Origin of the sequence: Verrucosispora sioxanthis, from assembly GCF_010560025.1 — a bacterium.
Lineage (GTDB): Bacteria > Actinomycetota > Actinomycetes > Mycobacteriales > Micromonosporaceae > Micromonospora > Micromonospora palythoicola.
This window is the reverse complement of the sequence record NZ_SAIY01000013.1, coordinates 145,553-165,504: the sequence shown is the minus strand read 5'-3', so window position 1 is coordinate 165,504 and position 19,952 is coordinate 145,553. Positions and strand designations below refer to the sequence as shown.

Here is a 19,952-nt window from a genome sequence, read left to right as displayed (position 1 = left end):
GCTCTGCCTCGGCCTGCACGACGCAGCTGACGCGGCGGTGCTGAACCGCACCGGAGCAGCGAGGGGTTTCCGGCCGACCGACCGGAAACCCCTCGCGGTGCTACTGCAGAATGCGAATCCCATGCTTCACTGAATGCTGCGCCTACGCAGGATCAGGGTGGCGGTACCACCGAGGGCCACCATCGCGGCTCCGACGCCGAACAGCCACCACAGCTGCGTCGGTTCGCTGCCCGTCACCGGAAGGGTGGGCACAGGGCTGACCGTCGGGGGTTGGGTCGGCCCAACCGTGGGCGACGCGGTCGGCTGTGTCGGGGTCGGGGTCGGCGAGGGGCCGAGCGGGCGCTCGCAGCGCGCCTCGGCGAGGATGACGGTGCCGACGGGGATGTCCAGCAGGGGCCCGCCGATGATCGTACCGCTCAACCGGAGGGTCGCCTGCACGGCGATGGCGACGGCACCGTCGTCGGTGACGGTTTCGACCCTGGTCAGCGTCGCCTCCAACTCGGCGTCGGTCAGGCCTGCGACCGTGACGGCGGTGCTTGCGGTGACACCGGGGGTGTTCGGCAGCAGGTCGACCGGCGTGCCGAAAAGTTCCAGCCCGGTGAGGGTGGTGTCGGCCGTCTGCGCGCCGGTCTGCGGGCAGTTGACCGTCGCAGTGATCGCCTCAGCGTCGATGACGGGGGTCCCGAGGATGGCCAGCGCCAGGTCGGCGATCTCGGCGTTGGCCGACGAGGCCGTCTCGCCTCGGGTGGCGCTCACCTCGACGACGGTGCCCGAGGCGGTCACGCCCAGGGCTCCCGGGATGGTGATCGCCAGGGCGGTGTCGGTGTCCGTGCCGCCGCCGGCCGGTGCGGTCACACTTCCGATGACCGCGTCGGCCGTGATCACCGGTACGCCAGCCACGGCTGCGGACAGGTCGATCACGACGCCTCGGGCGCTCGCGTCGCCGGGGGCGGCGAGTGCCGGGGTTGCACTTGACAGCACTGCGGCACCGACGGCGATCGCCATCGCTGCGGTGGCGGAAATTCGCCGGGTTTCAGTCACGTTCTGGCCTCTAATCGATCAAGCCCTCCCGACCCTCGGGAAGGGCAAGCCGACCTTAACCGCAAATCCTCCCATGAATGCATCAAACGGACAAAGTGCGCCTTACTCACCACCTTGTCCACGGTCGAGACACATCGGCGCGGCCGTATTGGCAGGTTGCGACGCCGTCGACACTCAACCCATCATGCGCTGACGCCGGCGCACCCGGAATGCCTGCGCCATGGCGGCGACCAGGAGAACAAGCAGCACCGGCCCACCGGCGAGGACGACGAGACCGGCACCGATGTTGGCTCCGATCACCCCGGCGGTCACGATCCGCCAGGAGAGACCGATCAGCACACCCCCGAGCACCAGCGGCACCAGCACCGTCCACCAACGAGGATCCAGCGTGCGGGTGGCGGTCGCGCGGACCAGCAGGACCAGTGACACGATCACCAGCACACCGGCGAGTACGGCGACCAACCGATCGCCGGTCACGCCCAGGCTCACCGGCTCCACCGCATAGTCGAGCGGCTCTCCCTCAGCGGCCAAATGCCGCGCCGCATCACCGGTCAGGTCACCGACCAGCGTGGCAGTCACCACCGGCGTACTCAGCAGCAGGCTCGCCACCAGCACCGGAACGATCCGCCTCAGCACGAGGATCGTCCGTCCCGCCGCGAGGGCCCGGCCGGACCGCTCGGGATCACCAAGACGCTCATCACTCAACGATAGTGATCCGGATCTGGTGCCGGCAGCGACCGTAGGCCGGCTGCGGCGAGTCCGGGCTGTGCAGGTGTGTGCTGCCTCGAATATGGTCAGAAGCCGCAGGTCATCCCGGCGGTGTGGCTCACCTGGACGGTGTGCGTGACGCAGCCCGACCGGGACACCACGTGCAGCAGCATCGCGGTCGGCTCGGCGACCCACCCGATCCGCTCGTCGTCGCTCATGGTCAGCGTGCACTGTCGCCAGGTGCTCGGAGCCACCGACAGCACCGTGCCGGCGAAGGTCGCGGTCACCGGACGGTGCAGGTGGCCTGCGGCGACGCGTACCACGTGGGGGTGCCGGAGCAGCACCTCGGCGAGTTCGGCGCCGTCGGCGAGCCGGATCGCGTCGGCGGCCGGGATGCCGACCTCGACCGGCGGATGGTGCAGGCAGACCACGGCCGGCACGTCGGGGCGTGCCCCCAGCACCCCGTCCAACCAGGCGAGCTGCTCCTCGCCGAGCCGCCCTCCGTCCGAGCCAGGGACGAGGGAGTCGAGCACGACCACTGTCGCCCCGGGGTAATCGACCTGGTAGTGCGCGGAGAACCCGCCGCCCAGCCAGGGTGTGCCGCCGAAGGCGTCGAGCAGCGACTCCCGGTCATCGTGGTTGCCGGTGACCAGGTGCACCGGCAGCGGGAATCGCCCGAGCACCTCGCGCAGCACGGCGTACTCGTCGGGACGACCGTGATCGGCCAGGTCGCCGGTGATGACCACGCAGTCGGGCCGGGGGTTCAGCGCGAGCACCCGGCCGAGCGCCCGGTGCAGGCCAGCGGCCGGCTCGGCACCGAGGACGCCGGTGGTCCGGTGCGGATCGCTGAGGTGGGCGATGAGCATCGGGCCTCCACTCGACCTGGGATCCCCACGCTATCGCCGCCGCACCCCGCGCGTGGCCCCACCGGCCGTGTCCACACCCTGTGGATAGCACATGTGTACGACCACAGCCGGCTCCCAGCTCCGCGTGAGTACGCTTGATCCGCGACCCGGCGCCACCGGGATCGGATCCGACCTGGGACGACGTGCGAGTGGATCACCAGAAAGTCATCCGTGACGTCACGGTCCGCCTGCCCATGGCGTCGACCGTCGCCGAGGTCTGCGACGCGGCCGTCGACGCCCTCGCCCGGCACACCCCCGCCACGATCGCCGTCCTGCTGCACGTGCACGGCCGGCTGCGCTGCGTCGCCGCCACCAGGTCCTGGCAGGTCTTCGCCGCCGTCGCGCCGGACGCCGGCATCGTCGGCCGGGTCTACACCGCTGGGCGCTCCGCCGTCGTCCCGGATGTCGCCGTCGACGACGCACACATCCCGGTACGCCCCGACGTCACCGCCGAGGTGTGCGTACCGGTGCTGAACCCGGCGGGCCGGACCATCGGCGTACTCGACCTGCAGTGGACCGGGCCGGCCGACCTCGTCTCGTGGCAGGTGGTCGCCGAACAGGTCGCCGCCCGCCTCGGCACCCGGATCTCGGCGCTCGGTGGACCGGCGGAGAGCCGCAGCGAGAAGCTGCTCCGGCACGTCTCGGCGATGACCGCCGCCACCACCGAGTGGGAGCTGATGACGGCCGCGATCGCGGCGGCCCGGGACGTGTCGACCCTCGCCGCCGCCGTGCTGCTGCTCGGTGGCCGGGGTGGGCCGCGACTCGGTGCCCCGACGGTCGCACCGGGTGAGTTGGAGACCCGGATGCGCGCCGAGCTGGCCGGGCTGGACGCCCCGGCGATCGGACGCATCATCGACCGGGCCCACCGCTACGGAGCCGGCTACACGCTCGGCGAGGCCGGCCATCCACCGACCGACGAGCATCAGCCGTTGGTCCGGGTGGGTGTCAGCACCCTGGTGGCGGTGCCGTTCGGGCCACCGGAACGCGGCGGGGTGCTGCTGGTCGCCGACGAGCGGCTACTGCGGCCGGACCCGACCACGGTCAACCTGTTGGAGCTGCTGGCCGGGCAGGCATGGGGCCTGCTGGACCGGCTACGCACCCTGGAGCGGCTGCGGGAGCAGGCCAGCTCCGACCCGCTGACCGGGCTGCGGCACACCGGTCCGTTCGGGCAGCGGATCGCCACCGTGACCCCGGGCCGCACCGCACTGCTGGCGATCGACGTGGACGGCTTCAAGACCGTCAACGACACGTACGGCCACCAGGCGGGTGACCGGGTGCTGATCGGGCTCGCCCGGGCGCTGGAGGATGCGCTGCGCCAGGGCGACGAGTTGTACCGGATCGGCGGGGACGAGTTCGTCGCGGTGATCGAGGTGAGTCGCCCCGAGGAGGCGGTACGCGTCGCCGAACGGCTGACCGAGGCGGCCCGCCGGGTGGGCCGCACGATCAGCGTCGGCGTGGCCCTCCCCCGCCCCGGCGAACCACCTGAACTGGCCCTGCGCCGCGCCGACCAGGCCCTCTACGCGGTCAAACGCCAGGGCCGCGACGGCGTCCACCTCTCCGCCGCCTAACCACCCCACCCCACCCACCCCGCCCCGCCCCGTTGATCATGAAGTTATTGCTACGGAGAGCGCTCCCGCACGACAACAACTTCATGATCGACCGAGGCCCAGGGGGGAGGGAGAGGGGATCTGTGTGGGGGTTTAGGGGTGGGTTAGGTCGTTGGCGAGGAGTTCGGCGATCTGGGCGGTGTTGAGGGCGGCGCCCTTGCGGAGGTTGTCGCCGGTGACGAAGAAGTCCAGGGCGCGTGGGTCGTCGACGGCGCGGCGGATCCGGCCGACCCAGGACGGGTCGGTGCCCACCGCGTCGATCGGCATCGGGAACTCGCCGGCCGCCGGATCGTCGACCACGATCACCCCGGGCGCGTTGCGCAGCACGCTCCGGGCGCCCTCGGCGTCGATCTCGGTGGCGAAGACGGCGTGCACCGCGACCGAGTGGCCGGTCACCACGGGTACCCGTACGCAGGTGGCGGAGACCTTGAGGTCACGCAGTCCGAGGATCTTGCGCGACTCGTTGCGCAGCTTCATCTCCTCGGACGACCAGCCACCGTCGGCCAGCGAGCCCGCCCAGGGGACCACGTTGAGCGCCAGCGGCGCGGGGAACGGGCCGAGTTCGTCGCCGACCGCCTGCCGCACGTCGCCGGTGCGCGAGCCGAGCAGCCGGTCACCGGCCACCTTCGCCAACTGGTCGTGCAGCGCGTCCGCACCGGCCTGACCGGCCCCGGAGACCGCCTGGTACGAGGCGAGCACCAGCTCCCGCAGACCGTACTCGCGGTGCAGCGGGGCGACCGCGACGATCATCGCGAGCGTCGTGCAGTTGGCGTTGGCGACGATCCCCCGGGGGCGGTTTCGCAACTGTTCCGGGTTGATCTCGGGCACCACCAACGGCACGTCGGGATCCATCCGGAAGGCGCCGGAGTTGTCCACCACGACCGCCCCACGACTGACCGCGATGGGCGCCCAGTGGGCGGCGACCTCGTCCGGCACGTCGAACATCGCCACGTCGACGCCGTCGAGCGCCTCCTCGGTGAGCACCTGGACGGTCAGCTCCTCGCCCCGGCAGCGGACCCTGCGCCCGGCGGAGCGTTCGGAGGCCAGCAACCGGATCTCGCCCCAGACGTTGCGCCGCCCGGTGAGCAGCTCACACATCACGGTGCCGACGGCTCCCGTCGCCCCGACCACGGCCAGGGTGGGCAGCCTGGCCACCCGGGCTACCGCCCCGTCCCCGCGTACACCACGGCTTCGGTGTCGCCGCCGAGGTCGAAGGCCTCGTGGATGGCCCGGACCGCCGCGTCGAGGTCGGTGTCCCGGCAGACCACCGAGACGCGGATCTCCGAGGTGGAGATCATCTCGATGTTCACCCCGGCCTGGCCCAGCGCGGCGAAGAAGCCGGCGGCCACCCCGGGGTGCGACCGCATCCCCGCGCCGATCAGGGAAACCTTGCCGACGTGGTCGTCGTAGAGCAGACCCTTGAAGTTCAGCACTTCCTGGATCTTGCTCAGGGCGGCCATCGCGGTCGGACCGTCGGTCTTCGGCAGCGTGAACGAGATGTCGGTGCGACCCGTGCCCTCGGTGGAGACGTTCTGCACGATCATGTCGATGTTGATCTCAGCGCCCGCGACGGTGTCGAAGATCCGCGCGGCGGCGCCGGGCTCGTCGGGCACCCCGACGATAGTGATCTTTGCCTCGCTGCGGTCGTGGGCGACCCCGGTGATCAGTGCCTGCTCCACAGAGAGCTCCTCCATCGATCCGGTGACCATGGTGCCGGTGTTTGTCGAGTATGACGAACGGACGTGGATCGGCAGCTCGGCCCGCCGGGCGTACTCCACGCTACGCAGGTGCAGCACCTTGGCACCGCAGGCGGCCAGCTCGAGCATCTCCTCGTAGGTGATCTGCCTGATGTGCCGGGCGTTGGGCACGATCCGCGGATCGGCGGTGAACACCCCGTCGACGTCGGTGTAGATCTCGCAGACGTCCGCCCGTAGGGCCGCGGCCAGCGCCACGGCGGTGGTGTCGGACCCGCCCCGCCCGAGGGTGGTGACGTCCTTGGTGTCCTGCGAGACGCCCTGGAAGCCGGCGACGATGACCACCGCGCCCTCGTCCAGGGCGCCCTTCAGGCGCCCCGGGGTGACGTCGATGATCCGCGCCCGGCCGTGCACCGACGTGGTGATCACGCCGGCCTGGGAGCCGGTGAACGAACGGGCTTCGTACCCCAGGTTGTGAATCGCCATGGCGAGCAGCGCCATGGAGATCCGCTCACCGGCGGTGAGGAGCATGTCCAGCTCCCGCCCGGGCGGCAGCGGGCTCACCTGGTTGGCCAGGTCGAGCAGTTCGTCGGTGGTGTCGCCCATCGCGGAGACCACCACGACCACGTCGTCGCCGGCCTTGCGGGCCGCGACGATGCGCTCGGCCACCCGCTTGATCCGCTCGGCGTTGGCGACGGAGGACCCGCCGTACTTCTGCACCACGAGTGCCACGACGGTGCACTCCCTCCCGGTTGCCCTGAGCGTGCCGACGCCGCCGGCACCGGGGCCGGCGGCGCGGGTCGGACGACCTCAGGGTATCGGGCGTCTCTGACCGCCAGGTCAGGTGATCCCACGATCCGGCCCGCAGGCACGACGGCAGTGGCCTGCGACACGCTGGGAACGCCGGCCATCCCGGGGCTGTGCCGAGCCCGGCCGAACACCCAGAATGACCGGGTGCCCGCCGCCCATCACCCGAACCGCCACCTGATCGCCGCGCTCGCGCTCGCCGTGCCCGCACTCCTCGCCGCCTGCTCGCCCGATCCGCCGACCGACCCCGCACCGCCTCCGACCGTTCCACCACGCCCGGCCGGCCCGGACGCGGCCCGGGACGAGTTGGCCGCCCTCGCGGCCGCCGCCCAGGACCGGCACCTGGTCGCCCGGTACACGTGGCGGGTGGACGGGACCGCTGACCGGCTGATCGTCTTCACCAGCGCCAATGACGGCAGTTGGCGGATGGACGTACCGGGCGGGGCGCTCGGCGGCACCGCCGACATCGCGCTGGCCGCCATCGCGGACGGGCTGTTCCAGTGCGGGCTGCCGTCGGCCGCCCGACCTGAACCGGTGAGCTGCGTACGCCTCGGTGAGCCCGACGACACGTTGCCGCGCCGACTGGATCCCCGGGTGCAGCACCCGTTCACCGACTGGCTCGACGTGCTCACCGACCGGCGCGCCCCGTTGTCGGTGTCGCCGGCCATGGCACTGCCCGAGGCGACCGGCAGTTGCTACTCGGTGGAGACCACCGCGGCGTCGATCAACCCACCGCTGGATGTCGGCATCTACTGTTTCGACGCCGACGGCACACCAACGGCGGTACGGGCGGCGTTCGGCACGCTGACGCTGGCCGCGCCACCCGAACCGGCCCCCGGCACGGTTCAACTGCCCGGCCCGGTGGTCGAGGGTGAGCCGCTGGGCATGGCCGCGCCGGTGGACCCGACCACACCCGCCGGCCCGGAGCCGACAGGTACCGACGGGCACGCGGGAACGCCCTGACGACCCATCCCGTTACGGGTGCCCTTGCCCACATTTGCCCACCCTGGCCGGTTTGGCTAAAACGCCCATACGGGACACTCTGCCCATGACCGATCTCACTCCGCTGCTCGCCTTCCGCTGGAGCCCCCGCTCCTTCGACCCGGTCGCGGAGTTGACCTCGGCCGAGGTGATGACCCTGCTGGAGGCGGCGCGGTGGGCACCCTCGGTCGGCAACCGGCAACCGTGGCGGTTCGCCGTCGGGCACCGCGAGGACGAGACCTTCAAGCGGATCCTCGTCAACCTGCCGCCGGGCGAACAGCGCTGGGCCGGCCGGGCCAGCCTCCTGCTGCTCGCCGCGCGGCACGCCACCGCCAACCCGTTCGCGGCGTACGACCTGGGGCAGGCCGTGGCCCACCTGACCGTGCAGGCCACCGCGCTCGGGCTGCACGTTCGTCAGGTGACCGACCTCGACCGACGCGGTCTGGTCGCCGACCTCGATCTGCCCGCCGATGTGGAACCGTACGTCGTGACGGCGATCGGGCAGCTCGGCGACCCGTTCAGCCTTCCGGCCGACCTGCTGGTCCACGAGACCTCGCTACGCCGTCGCCGGCCAGTTGCCGAACTGGTGCTGACCCGCTCGGACATCACGCGTTGAGGATCGCGCCGCGCCTCGTCCCACATCCCGGACGTCCCTTCCCAGACCTGACGTCCACCACGTAGTGTCACTCTGTCATGTGGCAGGTGCACCTTCTCCTTGGTCGCCGCGACGAGGCCTGACGGCCGGCACCTCGTCGCGGAGTCGAACCGCGCCGCCAGCATTTCCCGGATCCTCCTCGGCCTCGCCGCCGACCTCCATCGCTGACGTCACATGACCACGGGAGAATTCCGCCATGGCTCACCCAGCCGGCACCACCGACATCGACTCCGATCCGATCGCCCGGCAGCGTCCGAGCCGGATGCCGTACGCCCGGTACCAGCCGTACCGGCAGCAGTTCCGGATCGACCTGCCGGACCGGGCCTGGCCGACCCGGCACGTCGAGACCGCGCCGCGCTGGTGTGCGGTCGACCTGCGCGACGGCAACCAGGCGCTCATCGACCCGATGTCGCCGGAGCGCAAACGCCGCATGTTCCAGCTCCTGGTGCAGATGGGCTACAAGGAGATCGAGGTCGGCTTCCCGTCGGCCAGCCAGACCGACTACGACTTCGTCCGGCAGCTGATCGAGCAGGACCTGATCCCCGAAGACGTCACCATCCAGGTGCTGACCCAGTGCCGGGAGCACCTGATCGACCGCACCTTCTCCTCGCTGCGTGGGGCCCACCGGGCGATCGTGCACTTCTACAACTCGACCTCCACCCTGCAACGCCGGGTGGTGTTCGGGCTGGATCGGGACGGCATCACCGACATCGCCACCAGCGGCGCCCGGCTCTGCCAGAAGTACGCCGAGATCCACACCCCGGACACCGAGATCTTCTACGAGTACTCCCCCGAGTCCTACACCGGCACCGAGCTGGAGTACGCGCTGGAGGTGTGCGCGAAGGTCATCGACGTGATCGACCCCACCCCGGACCGCAAGCTGATCCTCAACCTGCCGGCCACCGTCGAGATGGCCACCCCGAACGTGTACGCCGACTCGATCGAGTGGATGCACCGGCACCTGCCGCGGCGTGACAGCCTGGTGCTCAGCCTGCATCCGCACAACGACCGGGGCACCGGGGTGGCCGCCGCCGAGCTGGGCCTGCTGGCCGGCGCCGACCGGATCGAGGGCTGCCTGTTCGGCAACGGTGAGCGCACCGGCAACGTCGACCTGGTGACCCTGGGGCTGAACCTGTTCTCCCAGGGCATCGACCCGATGATCGACTTCTCCGACATCGACGAGATCAAGCGGGCCGTCGAGTACTGCAACCAGCTGCCCGTGCACGAACGTCACCCGTACGCCGGCGACCTGGTCTACACCGCCTTCTCCGGCTCCCACCAGGACGCCATCAACAAGGGGTTCACCGCGCTGGAGGCCGACGCGGCGGCGGCCGGGGTGCCGGTCGACGAGTTCACCTGGGCGGTGCCGTACCTACCAATCGACCCGAAGGACCTGGGCCGCAGCTACGAGGCGGTGATCCGGGTCAACTCGCAGTCCGGCAAGGGCGGCGTCGCGTACATCATGAAGACCGAGCACCAGCTCGACCTGCCCCGCCGGCTCCAGATCGAGTTCTCCGGCGTGGTGCAGCAGGTGACCGATCACGACGGCGGTGAGGTCGACCCGGCCACCATGTGGCAGATCTTCGCCGGGCAGTACCTGCTCGACCACCAGCGCGACCCCGCGGTGGCGCTGTCCGAGTACACGATCGGCACCGCCGACGGGAAGGTCGAGATCACCGCCCAGATCCACACCGGTGGGCAGGAGCGCTCGATCACCGCGATCGGCAACGGCCCGATCGACGCGTACGTCAACGCGCTGGGCACGGCCGGGGTGAGCGTACGCGTGCTCGACTACCACGAGCACGCGCTCTCCTCCGGTGGGGACGCCCAGGCCGCCGCGTACGTCGAGTGCGAGGTGCAGGGGCACACGGTGTGGGGTGTCGGCATGGACGCCAACATCGTCACCGCCTCCGTCAAGGCGGTCACCAGCGCCGTCAACCGCGCCCGAGGCTGATCCGTCAGGCAGGGCCCCGCACCGGCGGGGCCCTGCCTCATCTCGGCGGCGTGGAGACCGGCATCGAGTGACAGGGCTGGGCCGGCGGCGGGCGACGGGCCGGTCGGTGGACCAGCAGGGCGGCGATGAGCGCCCCGGCCAGCAGCAGACCAGCACACCAGAGCAGCGCGCCACGGTACGCGGCGGTGAGTTCGGCGGGTTGTTCGTACCCGGTGCCGGTGAGCCCGACCAGCAGCGGCAGGGCCGCCACCGCGAGCAGCCCACCGACCCGCGAGGCGGCGTTGTTGAAGCCGCTGGCTACTCCCGCGAAGCGGTCGTCGACCGCGGCCAGCACCGAGGCGGTGAGCGGTGCCACGACCAGGGTCAGCCCGACTCCGAAGATCGCCACCCCCGGCAGCACCTGCCCCCAGTACGACGCCCCCGGCTCGATCCCGCGCAGCATCAGCAGCCCGACGGCGGCCAGCACCGGCCCGACCGTCAGCGGCAACCGGGGCCCGATCCGCGTCGACAACGCACCGGTCAGCGGCGAACCGACCAGCAGCAGCAGCGTCATCGGCAGCAACGCGAGGCCGGTGAGCAGGGCCGAGAAACCGATCACGTTCTGCAGGTACACGGCGATGAAGAAGGTGAACCCGCCGAGAGCGGCGTAGACCAGCACGGTGAAGAAGTTCAGCACCGAGAACAACCGACTGCGGAACAGGCCGGTGGGCAGCATCGCCGTCTCCCCCCGGCGCCGCTCCAGGACCACGAACACCACCGCGGCCACCACCCCGGCCAGGGCCGCCGCCACCACTGCCGGTGAGCCCAGGCCCCGGTCGGGGGCATCGACCAGGGCGTACGTGACACCGGCCAGGGCGAGGGCGCCGAGCAGGGCGCCGGCCACGTCGAACTGGCGGGTTCCGCGCTTGCGGGACGCGTCCTCGTCCCGGCTCTCGGGCACCCAGCGCAGCGTCGCCAGCACCACGAGCACCGCCAGCGGCACGTTCAGGAAGAAGATCCACCGCCAGGAGAGGGCGTCGATGAGCCAACCACCGATGAACGGCCCGAGCGCGGTGGAGACGCCGGAAAGTCCCGACCAGGCTCCGATCACCTTCGCCCGGTCGTCGGGATGGAAGCTGGCCTGAAGCAGCGCCAGCGATCCCGGGGTCAGCAGGGCACCCCCCGCACCCTGGAGGAACCGCGCGGCGATCAGCCAGTCGGTGCGCAGCGCCAGCCCGCAGAGTACGGAGGCGACGGTGAACCAGACCACGCCGAGCAGGAACACCCGACGACGCCCGAAGCGGTCACCCAGCGCCCCGCCGAGCAGGACGAACGCGGCGAGGGTCAACAGGTAGCCGTTGATGGTCCACTGGAGACCGGACACCGACGCGCCGAGATCGGCGCCGAGGTGGGGCAGCGCCACGTTGACCACGGTGCTGTCCAGAAAGACCATGCCGGAGGCCAGCACGGCGGCGGCCAGGGTGCCCCGACCGGCACTGCTGCGCAGGCGGAGGGCGGACGTCGGTTCGGGCATGGCTACCAATCTGCCGTGCACCATCCGCCAGACACCACGAAACGCCGAAACCCTGGCCGGGTACTGTGCGGGATCGCCGGAAGCCCGCAAGCTGGAAAGGTGTCGTCTGTGCGTACCAGATCAGGATCGCGCGCCCCGGTGGCGCTCGCGCTCGTCGCGGCGCTGACCCTCGGCGCGGCCGGCTGCGTCCCGCTTGAGCAGGAGCCGGTCACTCCGCCTACCGGCGGCGGCAACATCAACCAGATGCTCGCGGAGCTGACCGTCGCCGAGGCGGGCTCGATGCGCGGGTACAGCCGCAACCGCTTCCCGCACTGGCGCAAGACCGGCCAGAACTGCGACGTCCGCGACACCGTGCTGGAGCGTGACGGCAAGGCCATCGAGCACTCGGGCTGCAACGTGGTCGGTGGTAGGTGGGAGAGCGTCTACGACGGCCGCACCTTCACCGACCCCTCCGACGTGGACATCGACCACATGGTGCCGCTCGCCAACGCCTGGCGCTCCGGCGCCGACGAGTGGGACGACTCGAAGCGGGGTGACTTCGCCAACGACCTCGACCGCCCGCAGCTCTTCGCGGTTTCCGCCTCGTCGAACCGGGCAAAGGGTGACCAGGACCCGTCCCAGTGGAAGCCGTCAAACCGGTCATACTGGTGCCAATATGCCGGGGACTGGGTGGCGGTGAAGCACCACTGGCGGCTGACGGTGACGAGCGCCGAGCAGGCCGAGCTGGCCGACATGTTGGAGGGCTGCACATGGGAGAGCAAGCCGTAACCGGCGCCGACGGTGCGCCGGCGCCCGAGCGTACGCCGGGCCCGGGCGGCGAGGACGCGGCGGCGGCGACCGGCAGTCCCGGTCCGGCCACGGCCGGCATGACCGCGGACGGCGCCCCCGCGGGTGCGGTGGAGGTGCCGGGCGCCGGGATGACCGCCGACGCCGGCGGTGCCACCGGTCCGCGGAGCCGCACCGCCGACATCGTGCCGGGACCGGGCGGCGTGATGACCGACGAGGTCGGTGTGGTGACCGGCGAGTTGACCCTGCGCACCGACTTCGCCGACGGGCGGGTCAGCCTGCACGTGCAGTACAAGGACGCCGACGAGTGGTACGCGGTCACCGGCGGCAGCGCACCGCTGCCCGACGCCGCCGGCCTGGACGCGGTGCACGACATCGCCGTCGGCCTGCTGCACCGGCCCGAAGGCTGATCGCGGCACGATGACGGCTCGGCGGACCGGCGACACCAGTGTCAGGCGGGCCCCTTCGGACGCTCTCGGTCAGCAGGGGCCCGCCGGCACGGACGACTACACGAAGGAGCCGGGCTCGGTGGGGGCGGAGACGACCGAGGGCTCCTCGCCCTCGCCCGCCGGCCGCGTGATCTGCACGCTGACCTTGTGCGGACGCAGTTCCCCGCTGGCGATCTGCTCGGCCCAGTGGCAGGCCACCCGGCTGTCGCCGATCTCCCGCAGCTGGGGCCGCTCGTCGGCGCAGCGGGTCGGCTGCGCCCACGGGCACCGGGTGTGGAAGCGGCAGCCCGACGGCGGGTTGGCCGGTGACGGCAGATCGCCGGCGATGAGGATCCGCTCCCGGCGATCCTCGACGTCCGGGTCGGGCACCGGCACCGCCGACATCAGCGCCCGGGTGTACGGGTGCAGCGGTTCGGTGTAGAGCCGGTCGCTCGGCGCCTCCTCGACCAGGGCGCCCAGATACATCACCCCGACGGTGTCGGAGATGTGCCGGACCACCGCCAGGTCGTGCGCGATCACCAGATAGGTCAGTCCGAGGTTGTCCTGGAGTTCGTCGAGGAGGTTCACCACCTGGGCCTGGATCGACACGTCGAGGGCGGAGACCGGCTCGTCGGCGACGATGAGTTCCGGCCCCAGCACCAGCGCCCGGGCGATGCCGATGCGTTGCCGCTGGCCACCGGAGAACTCGTGCGGATAGCGGGAGAGCGCCCAGCGGGGCAGCCCGACCTGGTCCAGCGTCTCGGCGATGATCTTGCGACGCCCGTCCCGGTCACCACCGATGCCGTGCGCCTGTAGCCCCTCGGTGAGGATGGACTCGACGTTCTGCCGGGGATCGAGACTGGACATCGGGTCCTGGAAGATCATCTGCATCCGGCGACGCATCGCGCGCAGCTTGTTCGGCGCCAGCGTGGTCAGCTCGACCCCGTCGAAGCTGACCTCGCCCGAGGTCGGCGGGGTGAGCTGGAGCAGCGCCCGCCCGAGCGTGGACTTCCCGCAGCCCGACTCGCCGACCAGACCGTAGGTCCTGCCGCGCGTGATGCGCAGGTCGACGCCGTCGACCGCCTTGACGTGGCCGACCGTGCGGTCGAACAGCACCCCCCGCTTGATCGGGAAGTGCACCTTCAGGTCCCGTACCTCGACCAGGGTGTTTTCTCCGGTCATGACGGCACTCCGCTTCGCTGCGTGCCGCCATGAGGCACCACCACACTGAGCCGAATGATTCGCTCGCTGCGCTCGCTCATGGCGTCTCCTCCTCGCTGGGGGCGGCGGCCAGGCCCGGCACGGCCGGTGGTTCGTCCGGCACCGCCTGCGCGGGCACCGAGCCCGGGGTCGCCTGCCCCGGTACCGCCGCCCGAACCTCGTCGCCGGACGTCAGACCCGGCAGCGGGGCCGGGTTGACGCACCGGTAGCTGCGACCGTCGTGGGTCAGCACCAGTTCCGGTGGCTCGCCGAGGCAGGCATCCACCCGGCGGTCGCAGCGCGGGGCGAAGGCGCAGCCGTCCGGCCAGGGCAGCAGATCCCGCACCGAGCCCGGAATCGGGTTCAGCCGCTCACCGCGTCCCGCGTCCAGGCGCGGCACCGAGCCGAGCAGCCCCACGGTGTACGGGTGCCGAGGCTGACGGAACAACGGTCGCCGCCGCGCGGTCTCCACCACCCGACCGCCGTAGAGCACGTTGATCGTGTCGCACATGCCGGCCACCACGCCCAGGTCGTGCGTGATCATCACAAGCGCGGTGCCGGAGTCCCGGACCAGGTCCTTCAGCAGTTCCAGGATCTGCGCCTGGATGGTGACGTCCAGGGCGGTCGTCGGCTCGTCGGCGATGAGCAGCCGGGGCTGGCAGGCCACCGCCATGGCGATCAGGGCGCGCTGGCGCATGCCGCCGGAGAGCTGGTGGGGATACTCCTTCAGCCGCCGTTTCGGATCGGGGATGCCGACCCGGTCCAGCAGCTGCGCCGCTTCCTTCGACGCCGCCTCGCCCCGCATGCCACGGTGCCGGGTCAGCACCTCGGTCACCTGAAGACCGATCGGCACGACCGGATTCAGCGACGAGAGCGGATCCTGGAAGATCATCGCGACGTCGCGACCCCGGATGTCCCGCCGCGACCGTTCGTCGATCTGGAGCAGGTCGGTGCCGTCGAAGACGGCCTTGCCGGCCACCTGGAGACCGGGCTGCTTGGGCAGCAGACCCATGATCGCCAGTGAGGTGACCGACTTGCCGCAGCCGGACTCGCCGACCAGGCCGACCACCTCGCCCGCGTCCACGGAGAAGGAGACTCCGTCGACGGCCCGTACGGTCCGTTGACCGCGCCGGGCGAAGGTCACCGAAAGATCTTCGACATCAAGCAGTGCCATGCCGCACCGCCCTTTCGTTCACAGCCACGGAGGTCACGTGCGCGCTTCTCATGCTCGGCACGCCTACTTCCGCAGCTTCGGGTCGAGGGCCTCACGCATCGACTCACCGAGCAGGGTGAAGCCCAGTGCGGTGATGATGATGGCGACCGCCGGGTAAATGGCCAGCTCGGGCCGGATGCCCAGGTACTGCTGCGCGTCGGCGAGCATTACGCCCCACTCGGGGGTTGCCGAGTCGGGATTGCCGAGCCCGAGGAAGGACAGTGCCGCCGCTTCGATGATCGCGGTGGCCAGGGTCAGCGTCGCCTGGACGATTACCGGGGCGAGCGAGTTGGGCAGCACGTGGGCCAGGGCGATCTTCGACTTGCGTACCCCGAGCGAGGTGGCGGCCAAAACGTAATCGCTGTTGGACTGGGCGATCATCGAGCCACGCAGCAGCCGGGCGAAGACCGGCACCGAGACCATCCCGACCGCGATCATGACCGTGGTCAGGCTCGGTCCGAGCAGCGCGGCGATGCTGACCGCCAGCAGCAGGCTGGGCAGCGCCAGCAGCATGTCGATGAACCGCATCAGGGTGCTGTCGACCCATCGGCCCCAGCGTCCGCCGAGTCCTGCGGCGGCACCCGCGACACCGCCGATCAGCACGCCGACGGCGAGACCGATCAGGGTCGCCACCACGCCGACCAGCAGGGTCTGCCGGGCCCCGACGATCATGCGGCTGAAGACGTCCCGACCCTGATGGTCGTAACCGAACCAGTGCTCGCTGGAGGATCCGGGGATGAGCCCCGGTTTGATGACGCCCTCCCGGATGCCCATCGTGTCCGTCGGCCCGTACGGCACCAGGAACGGGCCGATCAGCGCGACCAGGACGAAGACGGTGAGGATGACCGCGCCGATGATGGCGGCCGGGTTACGCCGCAGCCGGCGGAAGGCGTCCTGCCAGAGGCTCACCCCGCGCTCCTCGTCGCGGGCGGCCAGTTCGGCGAGTCGGTCGATCTTCTCTCGCTTCTTGCCACCGATTGTCGTCATCGGACCCTCACCCTCGGGTCGATCAGGCTGTAGGAGAGGTCCACTATCAGGTTCACCAGCACGTAGACCACGGCGATGATCATGATGAAGCCCATCAGCACCGGATAGTCGCGCTGGTTGATGGAGTCGGCGAGAAAGGCGCCGATCCCGCTGAAGGCGAAGACCGTCTCGGTCAGCACCGCGCCGGAGAGCAGGCCACCGGTGAGCAGACCGATCGAGGTCACCACCGGGAGCATGGCGTTACGCAGCACGTGCCGGCGGCGGACGACGTTCTCGGTCAGACCCTTGGCCTCGGCGGTACGCACGAAGTCCTCGTTGAGCACCTCGAGCACGCTGGCCCGGGTGATCCGGACGATGATCGCCAAGGGGATGCTGGCCAGGGCGAGCGCCGGCAGCACGAGATGCATGAGCGCGTCGGCGGCGGCGTCCCATTCCCGGGTCATCAGTCCGTCGAGGACGAAGAAGTTGGTGATCCGGGTGGCGCCGATGGTCGGGTCCTGCCGGCCGCTGGAGGGGAACCAGCCGAGGTTCTCCGAGAAGATCGCCTTGAGGATGTACGCCAGGAAGAAGACCGGGATGCAGATGCCGATCAGCGACCCGCCGACGGAGGCGTGATCGAGGAAGCGGCCACGACGACGGGCGGCCAGGTAGCCCAGCGGGATGCCGATGCCGACCGCGATCACCATCGCGGTGATGGTCAGCTCGACGGTGCCGGGGAATCGTTGCAGGAACTCCGTCGTCACCTCGCGCTTCGTCGAGATGGACGTACCCAGGTCGAGGCGGATCATCCGACGGACGAACCGGCCGTACTGGATCAGGATCGGCTCGTCGAGACCGAGATTGCGGCGGATCGCGGCGCGCATCTCGGGTGTGCCCCGCTCGCCGAGAATGGCGGTCTCGGGGCCTCCGGGCAGTCGCCGGAGCCAGATGAACAACAGGATGGAGAGCCCGAACAGCGTGGGTATCAACTGAAGCAGGCGTCTGACGATGAACCGGAACACGGCGGCCTCGAAAGGGGGCAAGGGATCACGGGCGGGCGCTGTGGGTCACAGCGCCCGCCCGTGGTCGGTGCTTCAGATCAGGACTTGAACTCCGCGGTGGCGAACCGCTCGTCGGTGAGCGGGCTCGCCTTGACCCCGGTCACGTCCTTGCCGAACACGATTGCCGGCGGCGAGTGCGAGATCGGCACACCGGGCAGGAAGTTCATGATGTCGGCGTTCAGCTCCTTGTAGAGCGCCACCTTGGCCGCCTGGTCCGCGGTGGTGTCCGCCTGCCGGAACTTGTCGAACAGGGCCTTGTTGTTGAAGCCCCACTCGTCCTTCTGCCGGTCGAAGAACGTGCCGATGAAGTTGTAGCCGTCGCCGTAGTCGCCGGTCCAGCCCAGGAAGTGCAGGTCGTGCTCGCTGCCGGAGGTGGTGGCGTTGAGGTAGTCCGGGCTCCACTTCAGCGGGATCGGCTCGATCTTGATGCCGGCCGCCTGGAGGTCCGCCGAGACCAGCTCGAAGAGGTCCTTCGGGTTCGGCATGTAGGGCCGGGTGACCTCGGTCGGGTAGTGGAACCGCAGGGTCAGGTCCGAGGCACCGGCCTCGGCCAGCAGCGACTTCGCCTTCTCGACGTCGTACTCGTACTTGGTGACGTCGCCGTTCCAGCCCTCGACCGTGTCGGGGAAGAAGTTCACCGCGACCTGAGCACCCGGGGGCAGCTTCGAGTCGACCAGGGCCTGCCGGTTGACGGCGTGGGCGAGCGCCTGCCGGACCTTCAGGTCCGCCAGCTTCGGGTTCCCCTTCTGGTTGATGGCCAGGTAGAGGATGTTGAAGGCCGGGCGGGTCAGGAGGTTGAAGCCCTCGTCCTTGAGCGGCTGGACGTCGGCCGGGCCGACCAGGTCGTAGCCCTGGATGTCGCCGGAGCGCAGCGCCTGCTTACGGGCGTTCTCGTCCGAGATGGTCTTGAAGATCAGGCTCTTGAGCTTGGCCTTGTCGCCCCAGTAGTCCTCGTTCCGCTCCAGGGTCAGCGTCTTGTTCGCGATGTCCCAGGTCTTGAACTTGAACGGGCCGGTACCGGTCGGGTGCTCGGTTGCGTAGGCCGGGTACTTGATGTCGTCCGCGCTGCCCGAGACGTTGCTGGCGTCGTACTCCTGGAGCGCCTTCGGGCTGTGCATGGAGAAGGACGGCAGCATCAGGGCGGCCGGGATCTTGCTGGAGACCCGGCTGAAGGTCAGCGCGACCGTGGTGGGGTCGGTGGCGGAGCAGGACTTGAAGAGGCTCTCGCCGAGGGTGTCGTCCTCGTTGGCGGCGAAGCCACCCATGACGTCCTGCCAGTACGCGGTCACGTCCGGGCTCTGCATCAGGCCCTTGGCGTTGTACCAGCGGTCGAAGTTGACGCACACGGCCTCGGCGTTGAAGTCGGTGCCGTCGTGGAACTTCACGCCGGAGCGCAACTTGAACGTCCACGTGGTGCCCGCGGCGTCCGGCTCCCAGGACTCGGCGAGGCCGGGGCTGACCTTGGTGCCACCCTCCTCCGGGCGGACCAGCGTCTCGAACACCTGGCGGGCCACGCGCAGCGACTCACCGTCACTGGCGAAGCTGGGGTCGAGCACCTTCGGGTCTCCGGCGACGCCGAAGACCAGGGTGTCCTTGCTACTACCGCTGGAACCTTCGCGGTCGCTCTCGGCACAGCCTGCTACCGCGAGGGCCGCGGCCGCCACGGCCGCGATAGCGACCTTCGGCCTGGATGCACGCATGGTGCTTCACCTCGTCCTTAGGGGTACGGACAACGTGGTGACAGGGTCACCGATGGCCGTGACCTTAGCTCCCGTTCGGACCGGCGGGAAACGGCGCGGGAAGCTCTTGGTACCGGATCGTGTCCTTAGTGCCTGGCCCCGGTGACGTGGACCAGCGGGCTCGCGGACAAAAACCCCCAATAACCCCAAACAATCGATACCATTCTGTTACATCGATCGAGCGGATCACCAGCAGTGTGTCATACCGTCGTCGGAAACCGGTCACGGTGTCGGCGGGGCCGGGCACGAGGGCAGACGTGCCAGATCGAAGTCGGCATCCGGGGTGCCCAGTGCCCGGAAATCGAGCCGATGGCAAAGTTGCAACAGTCCGTCCGGCCATGGGCCGTAGGGCTCGGTCGACTCGACGACAAGCGACAGTTCCGGCTCCCGACGGATCTGCCAGACCTCCACCCCCTGCTCGTCGGCCAGGGTGCGCAACCGGTCTTCGGACGTCCCGGCCCCGGCGGCGACCACCGCCTCGGCGTAGCTGCCGGCCCGTCGGTCGAGTTCCGCCGCAGCCGCCGTCTCGCCGCGGTCGTTCGCCTCGCGGTGCTGGCGCATCTTTCCCGCCACACACCACCAGCCGGCCAGCACGGCAAGCACCAGCAGGGCGGCCAGCACCGACGGCGCCCAGGGCCGGTCGTCCCGTTGCTGCCGCACCTCGACCTCCCTCATGCCGCAGGCAACCGGTGGG

The 19,952-nt window shown here is 70.3% G+C and carries 18 protein-coding genes; 6 read left to right on the top strand and 12 right to left on the bottom strand.

The window, feature by feature from the left end; all coding sequences use genetic code 11:
• Positions 1-126: 126 nt before the first annotated feature.
• The 3 genes from ENC19_RS28000 to ENC19_RS27990 all read right to left on the bottom strand — a co-directional run bounded on the left by ENC19_RS28000 (position 127) and on the right by ENC19_RS27990 (position 2,615).
• Positions 127-1,041, bottom strand: a complete 915-nt coding sequence (locus tag ENC19_RS28000; protein WP_164450047.1) for a hypothetical protein — start codon at positions 1,039-1,041, stop codon at positions 127-129.
• A gap of 174 nt (positions 1,042-1,215) precedes the next feature.
• Complete coding sequence (locus ENC19_RS27995; RefSeq protein WP_164450046.1) at positions 1,216-1,746, bottom strand: hypothetical protein; 531 nt, start codon at positions 1,744-1,746, stop codon at positions 1,216-1,218.
• An 89-nt stretch (positions 1,747-1,835) separates the two neighbouring features.
• Positions 1,836-2,615 carry a phosphodiesterase gene (locus ENC19_RS27990; RefSeq protein WP_164450045.1) on the bottom strand — a complete coding sequence of 260 codons (780 nt, stop codon included), beginning with the start codon at positions 2,613-2,615 and terminating at the stop codon, positions 1,836-1,838.
• Between the two features lie 188 nt (positions 2,616-2,803).
• Here ENC19_RS27990 and ENC19_RS27985 point away from each other — a divergent pair, with 188 nt between their 5' ends.
• Positions 2,804-4,222 carry a GGDEF domain-containing protein gene (locus ENC19_RS27985; protein WP_164450044.1) on the top strand — a complete coding sequence of 473 codons (1,419 nt, stop codon included), beginning with the start codon at positions 2,804-2,806 and terminating at the stop codon, positions 4,220-4,222.
• A gap of 132 nt (positions 4,223-4,354) precedes the next feature.
• On the opposite strand, the gene ENC19_RS27980 is transcribed toward ENC19_RS27985, so the two are convergent.
• Entirely contained in the window at positions 4,355-5,416 is a 1,062-nt protein-coding gene (locus ENC19_RS27980) for an aspartate-semialdehyde dehydrogenase (protein ID WP_164450043.1), read from the bottom strand.
• Positions 5,417-5,421: 5 nt separating this feature from the next.
• Complete coding sequence (locus ENC19_RS27975) at positions 5,422-6,687, bottom strand: aspartate kinase (RefSeq protein WP_164450042.1); 1,266 nt, start codon at positions 6,685-6,687, stop codon at positions 5,422-5,424.
• 222 nt (positions 6,688-6,909) lie between these two features.
• Here ENC19_RS27975 and ENC19_RS27970 point away from each other — a divergent pair, with 222 nt between their 5' ends.
• From ENC19_RS27970 to leuA, 3 genes are all read left to right on the top strand, one after another.
• On the top strand, positions 6,910-7,725 hold the full coding sequence (locus ENC19_RS27970; RefSeq protein WP_328824399.1) for a hypothetical protein: 816 nt from the start codon (positions 6,910-6,912) through the stop codon (positions 7,723-7,725).
• An 85-nt stretch (positions 7,726-7,810) separates the two neighbouring features.
• A complete protein-coding gene (locus tag ENC19_RS27965) occupies positions 7,811-8,359 on the top strand; it encodes a nitroreductase family protein (RefSeq protein WP_164450041.1) in 549 nt (182 codons plus the stop codon).
• 235 nt (positions 8,360-8,594) lie between these two features.
• Positions 8,595-10,352 (top strand): 2-isopropylmalate synthase, encoded by a 1,758-nt coding sequence (gene leuA, locus ENC19_RS27960; RefSeq protein WP_164450040.1) that lies wholly within the window; start codon positions 8,595-8,597, stop codon positions 10,350-10,352.
• 37 nt (positions 10,353-10,389) lie between these two features.
• On the opposite strand, the gene ENC19_RS27955 is transcribed toward leuA, so the two are convergent.
• The gene (locus tag ENC19_RS27955) at positions 10,390-11,865 is read right to left on the bottom strand and encodes an MFS transporter (RefSeq protein ID WP_164450039.1); all 1,476 of its coding nucleotides are present in this window, start codon (positions 11,863-11,865) and stop codon (positions 10,390-10,392) included.
• 108 nt (positions 11,866-11,973) lie between these two features.
• Between ENC19_RS27955 and ENC19_RS27950 the strand changes: the two genes are divergently transcribed.
• Positions 11,974-12,633, top strand: a complete 660-nt coding sequence (locus tag ENC19_RS27950; RefSeq protein WP_164450038.1) for an HNH endonuclease family protein — start codon at positions 11,974-11,976, stop codon at positions 12,631-12,633.
• Positions 12,615-13,061 (top strand): hypothetical protein, encoded by a 447-nt coding sequence (locus tag ENC19_RS27945; RefSeq protein WP_164450037.1) that lies wholly within the window; start codon positions 12,615-12,617, stop codon positions 13,059-13,061. The genes ENC19_RS27950 and ENC19_RS27945 overlap by 19 nt, the downstream gene beginning before the upstream one ends.
• 96 nt (positions 13,062-13,157) lie before the next feature.
• On the opposite strand, the gene ENC19_RS27940 is transcribed toward ENC19_RS27945, so the two are convergent.
• The 6 genes from ENC19_RS27940 to ENC19_RS27915 all read right to left on the bottom strand — a co-directional run bounded on the left by ENC19_RS27940 (position 13,158) and on the right by ENC19_RS27915 (position 19,918).
• The gene (locus ENC19_RS27940) at positions 13,158-14,261 is read right to left on the bottom strand and encodes an ABC transporter ATP-binding protein (RefSeq protein WP_164450036.1); all 1,104 of its coding nucleotides are present in this window, start codon (positions 14,259-14,261) and stop codon (positions 13,158-13,160) included.
• Positions 14,262-14,337: 76 nt separating this feature from the next.
• Positions 14,338-15,453, bottom strand: a complete 1,116-nt coding sequence (locus tag ENC19_RS27935; RefSeq protein ID WP_164450035.1) for an ABC transporter ATP-binding protein — start codon at positions 15,451-15,453, stop codon at positions 14,338-14,340.
• 63 nt (positions 15,454-15,516) lie between these two features.
• Positions 15,517-16,479 carry an ABC transporter permease gene (locus ENC19_RS27930; RefSeq protein ID WP_164450034.1) on the bottom strand — a complete coding sequence of 321 codons (963 nt, stop codon included), beginning with the start codon at positions 16,477-16,479 and terminating at the stop codon, positions 15,517-15,519.
• Positions 16,476-17,480 (bottom strand): ABC transporter permease, encoded by a 1,005-nt coding sequence (locus tag ENC19_RS27925; RefSeq protein WP_093410022.1) that lies wholly within the window; start codon positions 17,478-17,480, stop codon positions 16,476-16,478. The genes ENC19_RS27930 and ENC19_RS27925 overlap by 4 nt, the downstream gene beginning before the upstream one ends.
• 77 nt (positions 17,481-17,557) lie before the next feature.
• On the bottom strand, positions 17,558-19,219 hold the full coding sequence (locus ENC19_RS27920; RefSeq protein WP_164450033.1) for an ABC transporter substrate-binding protein: 1,662 nt from the start codon (positions 19,217-19,219) through the stop codon (positions 17,558-17,560).
• 261 nt (positions 19,220-19,480) lie between these two features.
• Positions 19,481-19,918, bottom strand: coding sequence for a hypothetical protein (locus ENC19_RS27915; protein WP_164450032.1), 438 nt, complete (start codon positions 19,916-19,918; stop codon positions 19,481-19,483).
• Positions 19,919-19,952: the final 34 nt, after the last annotated feature.